This is a genomic window from Rhizobium sp. SVR5-9E, from assembly GCF_056755095.1.
On sequence record NZ_JBNDHS010000129.1, the window covers coordinates 1 to 14163 of the forward strand.

16 protein-coding genes and 1 pseudogene are annotated in these 14163 nt (G+C 64.8%); 1 reads left to right on the forward strand and 16 read right to left on the reverse strand.

The annotated features are described in order from the left end of the window. Positions 1 to 264: 264 nt before the first annotated feature. The 16 genes from ACPYOJ_RS31415 to ACPYOJ_RS31490 form a co-directional block, all read right to left on the reverse strand. A complete protein-coding gene (locus ACPYOJ_RS31415; protein WP_168828901.1) occupies positions 265 to 483 on the reverse strand; it encodes an iron-containing alcohol dehydrogenase family protein in 219 nt (72 codons plus the stop codon). 22 nt (positions 484 to 505) lie between these two features. Further along, positions 506 to 4348, reverse strand: a complete 3843-nt coding sequence (locus ACPYOJ_RS31420) for a baseplate multidomain protein megatron (protein WP_481419740.1) — start codon at positions 4346 to 4348, stop codon at positions 506 to 508. A gap of 336 nt (positions 4349 to 4684) precedes the next feature. Next, on the reverse strand, positions 4685 to 5137 hold the full coding sequence (locus ACPYOJ_RS31425; RefSeq protein WP_481419741.1) for an NlpC/P60 family protein: 453 nt from the start codon (positions 5135 to 5137) through the stop codon (positions 4685 to 4687). Beyond that, positions 5134 to 6024 (reverse strand): DUF2163 domain-containing protein, encoded by an 891-nt coding sequence (locus ACPYOJ_RS31430; RefSeq protein ID WP_481419742.1) that lies wholly within the window; start codon positions 6022 to 6024, stop codon positions 5134 to 5136. Before ACPYOJ_RS31430 ends, ACPYOJ_RS31425 begins: the two co-directional genes overlap by 4 nt. Next, entirely contained in the window at positions 6021 to 6659 is a 639-nt protein-coding gene (locus tag ACPYOJ_RS31435; RefSeq protein ID WP_481419743.1) for a phage distal tail protein, Rcc01695 family, read from the reverse strand. Before ACPYOJ_RS31435 ends, ACPYOJ_RS31430 begins: the two co-directional genes overlap by 4 nt. Before the next feature lie 7 nt (positions 6660 to 6666). Continuing rightward, positions 6667 to 7209, reverse strand: coding sequence for a phage tail tape measure protein (locus ACPYOJ_RS31440; RefSeq protein WP_481419744.1), 543 nt, complete (start codon positions 7207 to 7209; stop codon positions 6667 to 6669). Between the two features lie 178 nt (positions 7210 to 7387). After that, on the reverse strand, positions 7388 to 7693 hold the full coding sequence (locus tag ACPYOJ_RS31445; RefSeq protein WP_481419752.1) for a rcc01693 family protein: 306 nt from the start codon (positions 7691 to 7693) through the stop codon (positions 7388 to 7390). Further along, entirely contained in the window at positions 7606 to 7971 is a 366-nt protein-coding gene (locus ACPYOJ_RS31450; protein ID WP_168828895.1) for a gene transfer agent family protein, read from the reverse strand. Before ACPYOJ_RS31450 ends, ACPYOJ_RS31445 begins: the two co-directional genes overlap by 88 nt. Further along, entirely contained in the window at positions 7971 to 8378 is a 408-nt protein-coding gene (locus ACPYOJ_RS31455) for a phage major tail protein, TP901-1 family (RefSeq protein ID WP_481419745.1), read from the reverse strand. Before ACPYOJ_RS31455 ends, ACPYOJ_RS31450 begins: the two co-directional genes overlap by 1 nt. An 84-nt stretch (positions 8379 to 8462) precedes the next feature. Further along, positions 8463 to 8867 carry a DUF3168 domain-containing protein gene (locus ACPYOJ_RS31460; protein ID WP_481419746.1) on the reverse strand — a complete coding sequence of 135 codons (405 nt, stop codon included), beginning with the start codon at positions 8865 to 8867 and terminating at the stop codon, positions 8463 to 8465. A 99-nt stretch (positions 8868 to 8966) separates the two neighbouring features. After that, a complete protein-coding gene (locus ACPYOJ_RS31465) occupies positions 8967 to 9302 on the reverse strand; it encodes a phage head closure protein (protein ID WP_481419747.1) in 336 nt (111 codons plus the stop codon). Further along, positions 9302 to 9871 (reverse strand): head-tail connector protein, encoded by a 570-nt coding sequence (locus ACPYOJ_RS31470; RefSeq protein WP_481419748.1) that lies wholly within the window; start codon positions 9869 to 9871, stop codon positions 9302 to 9304. Before ACPYOJ_RS31470 ends, ACPYOJ_RS31465 begins: the two co-directional genes overlap by 1 nt. Before the next feature lie 183 nt (positions 9872 to 10054). Further along, the gene (locus ACPYOJ_RS31475) at positions 10055 to 11308 is read right to left on the reverse strand and encodes a phage major capsid protein (RefSeq protein ID WP_481419749.1); all 1254 of its coding nucleotides are present in this window, start codon (positions 11306 to 11308) and stop codon (positions 10055 to 10057) included. A 9-nt stretch (positions 11309 to 11317) separates the two neighbouring features. Then, positions 11318 to 11902 carry an HK97 family phage prohead protease gene (locus ACPYOJ_RS31480; RefSeq protein ID WP_481419750.1) on the reverse strand — a complete coding sequence of 195 codons (585 nt, stop codon included), beginning with the start codon at positions 11900 to 11902 and terminating at the stop codon, positions 11318 to 11320. A 138-nt stretch (positions 11903 to 12040) separates the two neighbouring features. Beyond that, positions 12041 to 12355 (reverse strand): DUF6107 family protein, encoded by a 315-nt coding sequence (locus ACPYOJ_RS31485; RefSeq protein ID WP_168828888.1) that lies wholly within the window; start codon positions 12353 to 12355, stop codon positions 12041 to 12043. A gap of 349 nt (positions 12356 to 12704) precedes the next feature. Beyond that, positions 12705 to 13862, reverse strand: a complete 1158-nt coding sequence (locus tag ACPYOJ_RS31490; RefSeq protein WP_481419751.1) for a phage portal protein — start codon at positions 13860 to 13862, stop codon at positions 12705 to 12707. Positions 13863 to 14044: 182 nt separating this feature from the next. Between ACPYOJ_RS31490 and ACPYOJ_RS31495 the strand changes: the two are divergent. Next, a pseudogene (locus tag ACPYOJ_RS31495) lies at positions 14045 to 14163 on the forward strand (toxin); the annotation flags it as partial.

Genomic DNA, 14163 nt, shown 5'->3' on the forward strand with positions numbered 1-14163 from the left:
CGACGATGCTGCGTGAAAAATCCGGTGAGGGCGCCGATACCGCCAGCCCGGCGGCTAAAGCTACGACGCTCAAAGAGGCCATGTGCAGTGCTTCCAACATAGATCCAACCTGGTCCCGACTATGTACTCAGATGACCTGAATGGCAAATGAATGCCCCAGTTCCGAGGAGTTACTGCAATCTTAAGGCGTATATTCCCGCGCATTCACATCCGAAACGAGATAAAGGCGGAAAGCGGCAGATGCACTTTCCGCGATGAAATGTGTCAGCCGGCAGGCTGTCGAATCGCCGAGGTGGCCGTCAGTCGGCCGTAGACTGCCAGCAGACCGCCCACCGCTCCTGCTATGCTCACGATTGAATCGACGATCTGCCCCTGATCGCCGGCTGTAACCTCGAAGCCCGTCGCATGCAGCATGGAGGCACCAACGGAAATCAGCGCACCCCAGATCGTCTTCGAATGATACCAATGCTTCAAATCATCCATCGCTAGCTCCTTGCGTTGAAAATCAAAAATCAACCGTTGCCATGGCCGGCAGGCCTAGCGGTATCCGCTGTCCCATCTGCCGGACGCGTATCGTCAATGCCGTCTGCAGGCTGCCGAAGTCGGCCAGCTCATCCGCCTGAGGGTAGGTCCAGGCGGCGGAGGTGACATCGGCCTGCCGCTTCACCGCGCTTCCGCTCAGCATTTCCACGCGATAGCGCTCAAACGGCTCGTCGAGCGGGATGTCGGCCGCCATCCAGTTATCGGCATCGATCCGTCCCCGTCTCACCCACGAAAACACCGCCGCCCCGGCGCCATCACGACGTGCGCGGACATGGACGGGTGAAAGAGGTGTCTCCGCGCGCATGCCGCCCTCGAAGGGGAAAGGCCCTGCCTTGCCCAGGGTCCCCGCCGCTTCGGCGATCCAGTTCAGCCGCAATCCGATCTCCTCGCTGCCGAGCGAAAGTGGAACCACCGCGCCGTCCAGCATGACCACCGCCGCGCCGTCCTCCGCCCCGGCATCCATCGCATCGTCGGTTCCTGCCAGAGCGCGAAGCAAGCCTCCAAGCCGCCAGCGTCCCGCCGAGATCTCTTCCGCCTGCTGAAATGCCAGAACCTCCCAGGCGCCGTTGCCGGACAGCACAGCGATCAGGTTCGCGCCGTTCAGAACGGAGACCGCCGATCCCGAAGACAGTTCGCCGGACGCGAGATTGACCTCGACGGTCTTCGACCGGTCGAACCGCCCGCGCACGCCCGCGGAGAGCGACCCGGCCAGCGTCCCAACCTTTGCCGGCCTTTCGACCAGCGCCCGGCCGCGATAACCCTCTTCGCTCACCGAGGAGGACAGCCCGATAGTGCGCCATGGTCGCGCAAAAACCGCCCCGCGCGCGAAGCTCGCCGCCTCGCCGCTCTCGAAGCGCGGCAGGTCCATCAGGTGAACGACCGGCGCGAAAAGGCTCGACGGCTGCCCGCCATTCTGCTTGCCGCCCGTCTCTTCTGCCGGCGCGCTGCCTGCAGACGGCGAAAACTCGCGCGCTTCGACCTCCCGGACCTCGCCATCCTCGATGCGCGAGATGAGGAAACGACCTTGCGGCCCATCCGGCAACGTCACCACGTCGCCCGGCTGAAACCGCAGATCGTGCGGCGGCAGCGCGAAGCGGATGGAGCGGCGCCCGATCCGGTTGTCACGCCGCAGCCCCTCGGCCGCAGCCAATGCCGTCTCCTCGGCGACCACCGCCGGAAGATCGCTTTTCAATACCCTGTTGGTCGCCGATTGCGTTCGGTGCGACCGCACTCCAGCATGCTCGTATTCAAGGTCCGGATTGTAGAAGGTCACCACCGCTTCGGCAGCAAAGTCGCTGTCGTGACCGCGCGTCTCCTGCCACAGCGGCCGTTCCTCGATGTCGGCAAGTACAGGCGCCGCCATCGCTGGAAGGCTTGCTTTCCCCCGGGAGCGAAAGCGAAGCAACCCGCCATCTTCGAAGGCATCGATTTGGAACGTCTCCAGCAGCGGCTCGATGAGACTTCGCGCCGACGTCAGATCGCCCTGCACATAGCCCGTCAGATCGCCAGAGACTTCCGAAACGTCGAAATCCTCGAAGACATGATCGCGAAGTACCGCCGCAATCACATCGGCAAGCGTCCCGCTCCCGAGACGCCCGTTCAGCCAGTGCCCCGTTCGCCAATTCGGCCCATCGCTCCAAGTTGCCGCATTCTGTGGAAACGCCGGATAGGGCCTCGCATCCCAGGACCAGAGAAACAGATGCTGTGGATCGACCATGCCGCCGGGCGGCTGGTCTCCACTCCACCAGTCGTGATGTGCCTCAAGGAACCGCCGCTGCACCGCATCGGAGCGCATCCGGTTGGAGAAGTAGGGTGCTGCACTTTCTGCGGATTTCGGATCGGCAAAGACATTGGGCTGATTGCCGCCCTTGTCCACCGCTCCGCATCCGAGTTCGGTAAACCAGACCGGCTTGCTCCGTGCCAGCCAGGCGGTGGGACTCGCCCTCTCCAAGCCACCGACGCGCTCGTAATGCCGGTTCGTCCACCAGCCCTCGATATCCTTGTCACGGAAGACCCAAGGCTTGCCCGCAAGCCCGTCGGTGATCGGCGAACGGACCCTCGCCTTGCGAGCCGCCTCGCTCGCGTAATACCAATCGAAACCCTCACCGCTTTCGATCCCGGCCATCAAACCCGAGGGGTCATCGGCCGTCCGCATTCCGTCCGGATTGGCTTGCGCCAGATCGTCGTCGCGCCAATCGGAAAGCGGCATGTAGTTGTCGATGCCGACGGCCTCGATTGCATCCGAGGCCCAGAGCGGATCGAGATGGAAATAGACATCCCCGCTGCCATCCTGCGGGTGGTACCCAAAATATTCGCTCCAATCGGCCGCATAGGTGAGTTTCATCGAAGGCAGGAGCGCCTTCACATCGGAGGCCAGCGCCGAAAGCGCATTCACAAAGGGAAACGCGCCCGTTTCGTCGCGCACCTGGCTCAGCCCGCGCATCTCCGAGCCGATGATGAAGCCCTCGACACCACCTGCCGCCTTGGCGAGTTGCGCATAGTGCAGAATGAACCGTCGGTAGCTTTCCTCGCCGCCGTTATAGGTCACGCGCTGCCCGGAGACGCTGAAATGCCCAGCCTGCGCCGAACCGCAGAATGCCTCTATCTGGCCGCGCGCCGCTGCCGTTTTGTCCGCTGCGCCGCTCTGCCCGATCGCCGGATCGCAGGTCAGGCGCCCGCGCCAGGGATAGGCCGCCTGGCCCGTACCGCCATAGGGATCGGGCAGCGAGTTCCCCTCGCCGATGTCCATCATCACGAAGGGATAGAGGAAGACCTTCAATCCCCGCGCCTTCAGGTCGGCAATCGCCGAAACCACGCTCGCGTCGTCTGGCGTCCCGCCATAGGCCGGCCCGCCATCTAGCCGGCTCACGAGATAGGCTTCGGCCCGCGAGACACCTGACACCGACCACGGGCTGCTTTCGTTATTCCTGGAGCGCACTTCGACGCCCGGGACGATCTGGCAGTTCCCTGCCCTGAGATCGGTTCCGAACCACGACACCACGAGCGCCACCCGCTCGAGATTGGGGCAGACCGCCATCAGTTCGTCGATCGAGACCACCCAGTCCGTCAGGCCTTGCAGGCTGTTGCGGTTGATCACGCGCGCACTGCCCGCACCCGTCTTCTCCGAAACCGCTACCGTCCGGTAGCCATGCTCGGTTGCACCCGGCGTGATGCAGATCGCCCTGACCTGCTCTTCCAGTCTACCAATCGGCCGCACCACTTCGAACTGCAGCAGCGGAATGCGGTTGCCGTAGTTGTCGAGCGGCAGATGCTCGAAAACCACATAGGCCAGCCCGCGATAGGCGGGCGCCAGCCCCGCACCCTGCTTTGCCTCGATCAGCGGATCCGGCAGTTGCCCGCCATCGCCGGGGTAGAGCCGCATCTCGATCTTCGTCAGGTCGAGTTCCTTGCCGTCCGCCCAGACCCGCCTGACGCTCGCAACCGGTCCCTCACAAAGCCCGACGGCAAAATTCGCGAAATAGCGGAAGGTCTCCACCCGCGGCCCCGATGACGACTTCCCGCCGGTGCGCTCGCTCGTCACTTCCTCCTCGAAGCGCGTCGCCCAGATCATCGTCCCGCCGATCCTAGCCGCGCCGTAGACGCGGTTGATCGCCGTCCCCTCGTCGGCGCCGGGTATCCGCGCGGTCGAAAGCCGCGACCCGCGCACCGTCGTCCCGCCGCCGATCAGCGCCCGATCGATTGCATTGCCCGCCAGCGCCCCAGCCGCCCTGCCGATAATCGCGCCCACCGGCCCGAACACGCTGCCCAGCGCTGCCCCGGCCGCCTGAAGAAGAAGAGTAGCCATCGAAACCTCGCGCGCGAAAACGTCGCACATCCGCGAGGATGGCGCTTGATTATTCGCGCAATGATTGTGTTAAGGTACAACGATCGGGAGCAGAAGCAGCAAGCGCCGAGACCAGCCGGCGCGCTGGAGAGGATGGGCCTCTTCAGCCTCGGCAAAGGCCTTGCTCTCGATCAAGGAGGTGATGCGATGTGGTTCTTGCCACTAAGTATCACGCTTAGTGCAAGGAAAACCCGGACGGGCTGGTCCATAGCCATCCGGGTCAGATTCCTAAGCTAAGCAAACGGTGGGCGGGGTTGCCTCCCCGCTCACCACTCCTGAAACATACTCGCAAGCAGGTCATCTTTCAAGTTGCGGTACAACCTCCGGGAACCGAAACACCGCCGCAATCCGCCGCCGCCAGCTCGGCACGAGCGCCGAGCGGATCACCGCCGCCTGCTCGTAGGCATGGATGAAGCTCTTCTCGCCGGCGAAGATGCCCGCATGTTTCGCCGCCATATCGGGCCGCCAGCGAAAGAGCAGCAGGTCGCCCGGCCGCGCTTCGTCCACCGGCAAAGCCTCGCCGAAATGCCGGAGTGCGGCATCCATCAGCCGATCCTTGCCGCTTCGCTCCGCCCAGTCACGGGCATAGGGCGGCGGCAGTTCCGGCTCTTCGCCATAGAGCTCCCGCCAGACGCCACGGATCAACCCCAGGCAGTCGCAGCCGACGCCCTTCGCCGAAGCCTGGTGCCGGTAGGGCGTGCCGATCCACCCCTCGGCCGCGGCCAGGGCTCTTTCGCTCATCGTTGTCATTTGAACAGCGCGCTCCCATCATGGACGCTTTCGCCGTCCGCATAGGTATAGGCAAAGTCGGCGCCCGGCATATGCGGAAAGCCCTGGAAATTTAACTGGTTGGAGAATTTCGCCCGGCATGTGCCAAAGGTCTTGTCGCACCCCGCCGTCAGGCGCACGCGATCGCCCGCCTCGGGCGCCCGCGCCATCGGCAGCCACAGCGTCAGCTCAACGCTCACGCCCGCCACCGAATGCGCCTCGATATCCATCGTCTCTCCGGCATTCACGCCATCGAGGAAAGTCGCAACGCCATGATGAAAGAAGCCGTCGGGAAAGGCGCTGACTCCGGAGAGCACAAGTCGCGTTGCGTCGACGATTGACTCTACGGAACCCTCCCTCCCGAATTGACTCTGTGTCAGATCGATCCCGCAGCGTCCGTCACCGAGGGTCGCGTCGCAGCGCCGGCTGTAAAGCCGCCCCTGCGGCTGGTTCAGCCGATGCGCAAAACTCCTGAGCTCCGCCCGGAACTGCCCGGCGTCGCGCGTCACCTCGCCGATCTCCTGCACCTTCAGAAGGAGATGCTGCTCCGGAGCTGCCCAGTTGACGAGAAACACCTCGACCCGTGCGTCATCATAAAGCCCACGCTGCAGGTCCTCCTCGCTGATCGCCTCGCTCGAAAATCCGCCTGCGACTTCGCTCGTTACGGCGGGCAGACCAGCACCTTCCTCGGTGGCGCTCGCGGAAAATCCACTCGCCGCCAGAAATATGGTTCCGTCGAAGCCGAGATCATGGTCATGCTCGGTAAACCCCAGCACCACGCCATCGCGCCGTCTCACGCGCCAGGCATGGCAGACTGTCGTGGCATCGCCATCGAGATGCGCCTTGAGCGCCGCATCGATCGTTCTCATGGCAGGATCTCCGTCAGTGGAATGGCCGGAATACGTCCGGCATTGAAAGCCGTCAGGTTCACGTCGATCCGCCCGGTCGCAAAGCGCACCGGCACGTCGAATTCGAAGCCTGCGGTCACGCTCAACCCGTTCGCAGGAATATGCCCGGCCGAGAACGTCACGATCCCCGTTGCATGATCGCACGCGAAGGCCGAAGGCGGCTTGACGGCCCCGTTGACCGCAACAACAACGGTCCCGGCCACCGGCTTGGCAATCTGCCGCACAGCGCTCGCCGCCGCATCGCCATAGGTCTTGACCAGCTGGAAACTCGCCTTGCTACCCTCTCCAGCCCCGATCACCTGATCGAGCGCCGTCACCGGCTCATCCGGCCGACCTGATTTCCAGTCGATCGGGTCGCGGAACCTGAACCCGTAAAGTTCGCCGCTCCGCGCCTCGAAAAACGCCAGCACCTCGTAGAGATCGCCGATCGACCGGATGCCCGATCCGGCATCGTAACTGCGCCTGGCATCCCGCCAGCGGCTGTTGCGGCTTTCCCGACCGTTCGAAAGATTGACGATGTCGGTCCGCCGCACCGGTCCGCCGCTCGTCGAAAGCGAAAGCCGCAACGGAAAGCGCACCTCGTGAAATCCACCCATGCCCGCCTCACAAATTCCGCTGGCCGCGCATCGCCGTGCGCGCCAGCATCGCGGCGATCTGCGCCTCGCTCTTCTGAAAGCTTTGCGCATCTGTCGCCGTCACGTTGAAGATGATCTGCGCCCCGCCCCCGCCTGCAGCGGCAACGCCGAGCGCGCCGTCCGGCCCGCGCTTCAGCGGCAGGATCGCCTCGCTTCCCGCCTCGCCCATCAGCCCCATGTCGCCGCCCATCGGAAAATAGGTCGGCGCGGAAACCACCCCGCCGTCGGCGAAGGGCAATATCTTGCCGCCCCCGCCGAACATCCCGGACACAGTTCCGCCGATCAAATTCTCCAGCGGCTTCATGCCGGCCGAAAGCGCAATATCCGCCAGCCGGTTGCCAAGGCTGCGCAAGACATCCTCAAGCCCCTTGCCGCCGCTGACCGCGCTTTTCAGTGCACCTGAGAGCGCCGACCCGAACGAACGCGACCGCCCCTCCAGATCATCGAGCGCCCGGCGCAATTCCTCCGCCTGCCCCGCCATCGCCGCGAGGTCCGTCTCGTCGTCTTCCATTAAAGTTCTCCTTGGATATGCTGAAGGCTGCGAGGACGGCCAGCCGTCCGCCGTCGAGCGCGGCCGCCACCACTTGCCTCTTCTCCCCAGCGGGGAGAAGTGCCGGAGCGAAGCGAGGCGATGAGGGGGTGAGCGGCGAAGCCGCGAATGCATGAGCAAATGCGAGAGCAAGAGCCCCTCATCCGCCATCCGGAAATCTCTCCATCATCCCGACCAGCCCCGCCCGCGAAAGCACCGCCGTCCCCGACGCAAGCCCGCCCGCGGCCGCATGAAACTCAGCGGGTGTCATGGCCCAGAAAGCCTCGGGAGGAAGCCGCAGCAGGCAGAGACCGATATGCAGGACGCGCGCCCAGGGAAACGGCTGGGCGTCCCGCGCGGTCTTGCTGCCTGCTGCGGCTAGAGGGGGCGGAGGGAGGTCGTTTCCGCCCCGGTTTCGGGTCCTGCGAATGTTGCCGTCAGAAGCTCGCCGACGATCGCCGCGTATCCGGCGATGCCGCCCTCGACGCTCGCTTCCGCCACGTCCTGATCCGAATAGAGATTGCCGCCGCCGCGAAGCCCGGCGCCGATGATGCGGATCATGTCCTCGGCCTTCAGCCGCCCGGCCGAAAAGCGCTCCGCCAGTCCCGCGAGATTGTCGGCCGCAAACGCCGTCTCAAGCTCCGAGAGCGCCCCAAGCGTCAGGCAGAGGATCCGCCGCTCGCCGTCAACCATGGCCTCGATCTCGCCTCGCCGGCGGTTTGCCCTTGCTCCCGCCGCGCGCATCAGAGCGCTCCGAAGGTCAAGGCGCCAGCCGATTCCAGCGCCAGCTCGAACATGAGCTCGCCGTTGTGCTGGCCGGAATATTCGAGCGCTGTCGCCTGGAACGGCCCGGTCACCGTGCCGAAGTCCGGAATGACGATCTGCCAGTTCAGGATCGATGCGTTGAAGACCGCACTCCTCACCAGCGCGTCCGAGCTGGCATCCTTGAAGATGCCCGCGCCGGAGATCGAAGCGCGCTGCACGCCCGCGCCACCGAGCAGTTCACGCCAGCGCCCGGCGCTTTCCGCATCGGTCACATCGACCGTTTCGGCGTTGAAGGCGAGGCGCTTGGAGCGCAAGCCCGCCACCGTCTCGTAAGCCGTGCCGCTATGGATCTTCAAGAGCAGATCCTTGCCCTTCTGCGCCACCATTTTCCCACCTTCCAAAAAGAAAAAGGCGCTCAAAGGCGCCCGCCAACAATCCCGAAATGCTGCCTCCGCCGCGTCGCGAGATACTTATCCCGGTTCCGTCACAGCCCTGAAGCGCATCTCCGCCGCGTGGAGTTTCGTCTTCGCCTCCCGCTGCGTGCGCGTCAGCCGGTGCTGCAGGCTGATGAGGTGGTGCCCGGCAAGCGTCAGCGCCGCATCGTCGAGCAACGTGTGCACGATCCCGGCAATCTCCTGCGCCTGCTTGCGCCCGCCCGCCTCGCACCAGATTTCCAGCGCCAGCAGATGCTCCTCGCCCGCCTCGCTGGCGGTCGAATAATTGCTGCTCGTCATCTCGCCGATGACGATGCACGGCAGCCTCCTGCCCGCCACCAGCCGGTCGCGGATACCGTCTTCGCCGATCAGCGCGGTAAGCCCGGCGTCGCCGGAAAGCCGCGCATGGATCGCCGCCAGCAGTTCATTTGCCGCGCTCATCGTCCACCTCCCGTTCGCGCTTCTCCGTCCGCGCGCCTTCGCGCGCAATCCTCGCCAGCACTGCCGCGAGATCCGGCAGCGTGATTGCGGCAAGCGCCTTCATCGGCCCTCCTCCTCGCAGAGGCAGACAAGATAGCGTGCCGTCTCATCCGGATCGCGCCAGGCGCCGATCGCAAAGATCCGCGAGCCTTTGCGAAGCCGCATGCCGGCCTTGACATCGCTTCGAAACCGCAGCCAGATGCGATGGGTCAGCGTGAATACATCCGCCCCCGCCCGCTCCTCGCGCACTTCACCGAGAGGCTCGACGCGCGCCCAGAGAGCGGCAACGGCCTCGTAGGAGACCGCAGCACCGCCCTGCCCGTCCGGCGTCTCGACCCTCCGCTCCAGTTCCAGCCGCGCCGTCATCTGCCCCGGATCGAAGAAGACCGACCGCATCAGAGCCTCCGCATCAGAAAGGGCGCGATCAGCCGGTCGTAGCCAGCCGGAATATCCGCCGGCTGGTCCGCGACTGCCACTGCGCCGCGGAAGGCAAACATCTGCGCCACATGCATCAGCATGGCGCGCTTCAGCACATCGGGCACATCCGCGCCGCTCTCGCCGAAGCCCGCGGCAAAGTCGATTTCGATGCCGTTGATGGCCCGGCCGATATTGACGTTCTGATTCAGGACCAGCCGCGCCGGCCGCGCATTGCCGTCGAGCACATGCCCCGCCAGCGGCAGCGAAACCTCTTCGCCGCCTGCATCGTAAAGCGTCACGCCTTCAATGGCTTGCACCGGTCCCTTGGCAATCTGAATCACGCCGTCTTCAGGAACTCTATCAAGATAGAGGCGCCAGCCCTGCGTCATCAGGCAGAGCCCGGTTACACGCTCCAGATGCTCGCGCGCCACCCGGACCAGCGAGGTCAGAAGCGCATCCTCCTCATTCCCGTCCAGCCGCAGATGCGCCTTCACATCGGCAAGCGTCAGCGCCTCCGCCAGCGGCGGAGCGGTCAATGCATAGGTCATGGAAATTTCCTTAAGAAATGCGTGTCGGAGCAAACCGCCCCCTCATCCGGCCCTTCGGGCCACCTTCTCCCCGGAGGGAGAAGGGACCGGAGACATCGCGGCAAAACCCCTTATTCCCTCGGGGAGAAGGTGCCGGCAGGCGGATGAGGGGGCCGACCATTGGCTATTCGCTATTCGCTCACCTCAGCTCACCGCAAACTTCACCAGCTTCATCGCCTCGAAGTTCTGCACCCCGCCGCCGACACGCTTGGTTGTATAGAAGAGCACATAAGGCTTGGCGGAATACGGATCGCGCAGCACCCGCACGCCCATGCGGTCGACCACAAGATAACCAGCACGGAAGTCGCCGAAAGCGATCGACAGCGCATTCGCCGCAATGTCCGGCATATCCTCGGCCTCGGCGACCGGGAAGCCCAGCAGCGTCGCCGCTTCGCCAGCACTTGCCGGCGGCTGCCAGAGATAGCGCCCTTCGGCGTCCTTCAGCTTGCGCACGGAAGCCTGCGTCTTGCGGTTCATCACGAAATTGGCGTTCTGCCGGTGGCCGGCCTTCAGCGCATAGATCGTATCGACCAGCACGTCGGATGCACCGCTCGCCGCAAACGCACCTGCAGCGCCGGTCGCGATATAGCCGAGATTGCCCCAGCTCCAGTCGCTATCGGCCACCGCGGTGTAGCTCAGGAAGCCCTTCGGCTTGTTCGTGCCGTCGCCGGAAACGAAGGCCGAGCCTTCCTGCTCGGCAAAGACCGTATCGACCTCGCTCGAAATCCACGCCTCGATATCGACGGCCGCATCGTCGAGCAGCGCCTGCGTCGCGGCCGGCATCGCATAGAGCTCCATGGTCGGGAAGGAAAGCTCGGCAAGCTGTGCCGTATTCGTCTGCGGCCGCGTCGCCGTCTCCGCTACCCAGCCGGAGGCCATGCCGGCGGTCGAGAACGGCTTCTTCAGCACCGAGCCGGAAACCTGGCGTACCGTCGCCAGCGCCCTGATCGGCGAGACGACCGAAAGCCTGCGGCCGATTTCCGTGTCCGTCTCCGGCGGCACGAGGTAACCGCCATCGGCGCCGGTGCCTACCGACATCGCCTTTGCCTCGATCTCGCGCAGACCCGCCTCGTCGCCACGGCGAATGTAGTTCTCGAAGGCCGCCTTGTGCTCGGCGGCCTCGACGCCACCCGCCGCCGAACGCCCAAGCGGTGGCCGCGCCTTCTTCAGCGCCAGCTGGTCGAGCACTTTCTTCTGCTCGTCCATCGCGCGGTTGATGCGGTCCATCTTCTCGCGCGTGACGACATCGGCCGTCAGCTTCTCCTCGATCTCGCCGAGGCGCCGGTCATTGGTTTCCTTGAACGCCTCGAAGGCCTCCATGAAGTCGTCGAAGGCAGCCGTCATCGTCTCCGGCACCGCCTTGATCTCCGGCGCCGTCTTCGCAGTCATATCCGTCATGAAACAATCCTATCTGAAGGTTTCGGTCAGCATCGCCCTAGCCGCCCGGCGCATGGCGCGGACGAGCTCGGTCTCCTTGTCGCGGAACCACCGCGCATTCTTGATGTTCTGCACGCGCGCCGAAGGCAGCATCGGGAACGTCACCACCGAGATCTCCCAGAGGTCCGCCTCGAAAATGCGCCGCACGCCGCTTTTCGCATCGGTCTTCGCCCTCACCGTCCGGAAGCCGATCGAAAGCCCGTCGAGCGCGCCGTTCTTGATCAGTTGATGCACTTCGCGGGCGCGGGCCACGCCGTCGGCGAGCACGCCCTCGACGAAGAGCCCGCGGCTATCCTCGCGGATCGTCTTCCAGGCGCCGATCGGCTCGGAAGGATCATGCTGGAAGAGCATGCGCACACCCTGCGGCCCACGCTCGGCCAGCGACTTGCGGAAGGCGCCGCGCTCGACCTGATCCTTGCCGAGATCGACTTCGCCGAAGACGCTGGCATAGCCGGAAAACGTCCCGTCGCGCTTCAGCCCGCGCAGTTCCAGGTTGGCGAATTTGCGCGTGTCCGCGCCCACGGGCGAGCCCGCCCGAACGAGCGATACGTTCATGGTTGAATGCTCCTGATTGTTTTAGAAAAGCCTGGCTGCAGGCGAATAGCGAATAGCGAATAGCGAATAGCGAATGAGAGTAAGCTGTGAACGCTGCCAACAAGGGCCGCGGCCCAACTATTCGCTGTTCGCTACTCCCTATTCGCTCCCCTTCCACCGCTCCGCCACCCGCGCCAGAATCCCCAGCGCCCACCAGGCGCAGAGGCTCGCCGCCGCCGATCCCGAAAGCATCACCTCGGACGCCGAAAGCATGTCGGCCAGCCCGAGCCGCTCCATCAGCCAGAGCCCGGTCGGACCGCCAAAGATCAGCCCGCAGGAAAGCCCGGAGAAAAACCGGCTCGCAGCCTCCCGCCTGCTCTTCGGCAGCAGATAGACCAGCGACACCGCCGCTCCCGCCGACGCCCCCAGCGCACGACTCATCCAGAGCCCGCCTTCATTGGAAAAGTCAGCCATGATCAAACTCTCTTGTGTAAGGATGCGCTCACGAACGCGGCGCGACCGCGCACAGCGCGCCCGCCGCGACATTTCACCGAATCTTTTGAATCGCTTGCCGGGGGATCTTTGAAGATCGGTCCAGGCGCTTGAGACGTTGAATCAGCTTGGTGGACATCGAAGCCACTGATCTGAAAATCCATCTGGGTGTCGGTCGGATACACACGTCGTGCCGAGTACCCCCTCATCCGCCCTACCGGGCACCTTCTCCCCAAGGGGAGAAGAGGGACCCGAGACGCCGCGGCATATCCCTTCTCCCCGCCGGGGAGAAGGTGCCGGCAGGCGGATGAGGGGGCCATCTGGCCCAGCCTCAATACCCCACCGCCTCCCGCTTCTCCTCATCCGTCAGGAAGCTCGCGCTCCCCACTCGCGCCCATAACTCCCCGCGCTCGGCCGAAAGCCCTGCCACCTTGTCGAGATCCGGTTCCAGCCGCAGCGCGTCCCCATAGGAGCCTGCCAGCCACGCCGAAAGCGACGCGGCCGTGCGCGTCAGCATCGGCAACACGGTGAGGCGATAGAAGGCGCGGTTCGCCTCCTGGTAATTCGCATAGGTGTTGTCGCCCGGAATGCCGAGCAGCATCGGCGGCACGCCGAAGGCGAGCGCGATGTCTCGGGCGGCGCCATTCCTCGCCTCGACGAAGTCCATGTCCTTGGGCGAAAGCCCCATCGCCTTCCAGTCGAGCCCGCCTTCGAGCAGGAGCGGACGGCCGGCGCGCATCGGGCCGGAATAGCCCTCGTCCAGTTCCTGGCGCAGCCGCTCGTACTGGTCGGGCGAAAGATTGCCGCCCTCCTTCGGCTGATAGACCAGCGCCCCGGACGGCCGGGCGGAATTGTCGAGCAGCGCCTTGTTCCAGGTTGCCGCCGCATTGGAGAGGTCGAGTGCCACCTGCGCGGCCGCAAGCGGCGGAAAGCCCAGGTGATCGTCGAGCGGATGAAACAGTTTCAGATGCAGGAGCCCCGGCCCGTCGGCCTCCGCCGCAAAGCGGCGGACCGAACCGCCAGCGCGGTATTCGTAAGCCTCCGGCCACCCGTCGCGGCCCTCGATCACGCTGATCCGGTCGGGCCTCAGCAGATGCAGTTCCCGCAACGCCCCGCCCACGGTGAGCGGCTCGATATAGGCATTGCCCGCAAGCAGCAGATGCCCGTAGAGCGCCTCGAAGAAATCAGGCCCGCTCATCCGCCCGTTCGGCTGCCTGATCAGCCCCGCAGCCGGATGCTCCGCCCGTTCCCGGTCGCCCTCGTAGACCAGCCAGGGCACGCAGGCCGCAGCCTCCGCCACCAGCCGGACGCAGCGATGCGCCACCGGGTTCTTCATGAAGCCCTCGCGCGACAGCGCCGCATAGGAGCGCCCCGTCCAGCTCGCCTGCCCCTGCGCGGCAAGCGACAGGAAGCCGGATGCCGCCTTCTTCTCGGGCAGAGGGTTTCGGCCCGCCGCGGAGCCCCACGGCAGGAAAGATCGGATGTTCATGATGTTTTCCTATGGTTTGGGCGTGACTCTCAGGCTGCAGGGCCAATTTCCACCTTGGCGGCGATCTTGCATGCGAGGCGCCAAGTCATTTTACTTCAATAACGGATCAACCCCATGTCGGATCGGCAAAGCCTCGTTCGTCCTTGGGCTGTCTATTCGATCAATTCAGAAGGATCACGACTATGCCGAGCACCATACGCCTGCACCGCGTTCTAGCAACCAGCCCAGAGAAGGTCTATCGCGCGTTCATCGAGGCGGACGCGCTTGCCAAGTGGCTTCCCCCCAACGGCTTTGCCTGCAC

What these genes read in the sequence shown, in the direction of transcription:
- ACPYOJ_RS31490 (WP_481419751.1), bottom strand. Translation starts at nt 13,862, where the DNA reads ATGAACATCCGATCTTTCCTGCCGTGGGGCTCCGCGGCGGGCCGAAAC.
- ACPYOJ_RS31415 (WP_168828901.1), bottom strand. Translation starts at nt 483, where the DNA reads ATGGATGATTTGAAGCATTGGTATCATTCGAAGACGATCTGGGGTGCG.
- ACPYOJ_RS31465 (WP_481419747.1), bottom strand. Translation starts at nt 9,302, where the DNA reads ATGCGGTCGGTCTTCTTCGATCCGGGGCAGATGACGGCGCGGCTGGAA.
- ACPYOJ_RS31470 (WP_481419748.1), bottom strand. Translation starts at nt 9,871, where the DNA reads ATGACCTATGCATTGACCGCTCCGCCGCTGGCGGAGGCGCTGACGCTT.
- ACPYOJ_RS31425 (WP_481419741.1), bottom strand. Translation starts at nt 5,137, where the DNA reads ATGACAACGATGAGCGAAAGAGCCCTGGCCGCGGCCGAGGGGTGGATC.
- ACPYOJ_RS31430 (WP_481419742.1), bottom strand. Translation starts at nt 6,024, where the DNA reads ATGAGAACGATCGATGCGGCGCTCAAGGCGCATCTCGATGGCGATGCC.
- ACPYOJ_RS31440 (WP_481419744.1), bottom strand. Translation starts at nt 7,209, where the DNA reads ATGGAAGACGACGAGACGGACCTCGCGGCGATGGCGGGGCAGGCGGAG.
- ACPYOJ_RS31455 (WP_481419745.1), bottom strand. Translation starts at nt 8,378, where the DNA reads ATGGTGGCGCAGAAGGGCAAGGATCTGCTCTTGAAGATCCATAGCGGC.
- ACPYOJ_RS31435 (WP_481419743.1), bottom strand. Translation starts at nt 6,659, where the DNA reads ATGGGTGGATTTCACGAGGTGCGCTTTCCGTTGCGGCTTTCGCTTTCG.
- ACPYOJ_RS31475 (WP_481419749.1), bottom strand. Translation starts at nt 11,308, where the DNA reads ATGACGGATATGACTGCGAAGACGGCGCCGGAGATCAAGGCGGTGCCG.
- ACPYOJ_RS31450 (WP_168828895.1), bottom strand. Translation starts at nt 7,971, where the DNA reads ATGCGCGCGGCGGGAGCAAGGGCAAACCGCCGGCGAGGCGAGATCGAG.
- ACPYOJ_RS31460 (WP_481419746.1), bottom strand. Translation starts at nt 8,867, where the DNA reads ATGAGCGCGGCAAATGAACTGCTGGCGGCGATCCATGCGCGGCTTTCC.
- ACPYOJ_RS31420 (WP_481419740.1), bottom strand. Translation starts at nt 4,348, where the DNA reads ATGGCTACTCTTCTTCTTCAGGCGGCCGGGGCAGCGCTGGGCAGCGTG.
- ACPYOJ_RS31485 (WP_168828888.1), bottom strand. Translation starts at nt 12,355, where the DNA reads ATGGCTGACTTTTCCAATGAAGGCGGGCTCTGGATGAGTCGTGCGCTG.
- ACPYOJ_RS31480 (WP_481419750.1), bottom strand. Translation starts at nt 11,902, where the DNA reads ATGAACGTATCGCTCGTTCGGGCGGGCTCGCCCGTGGGCGCGGACACG.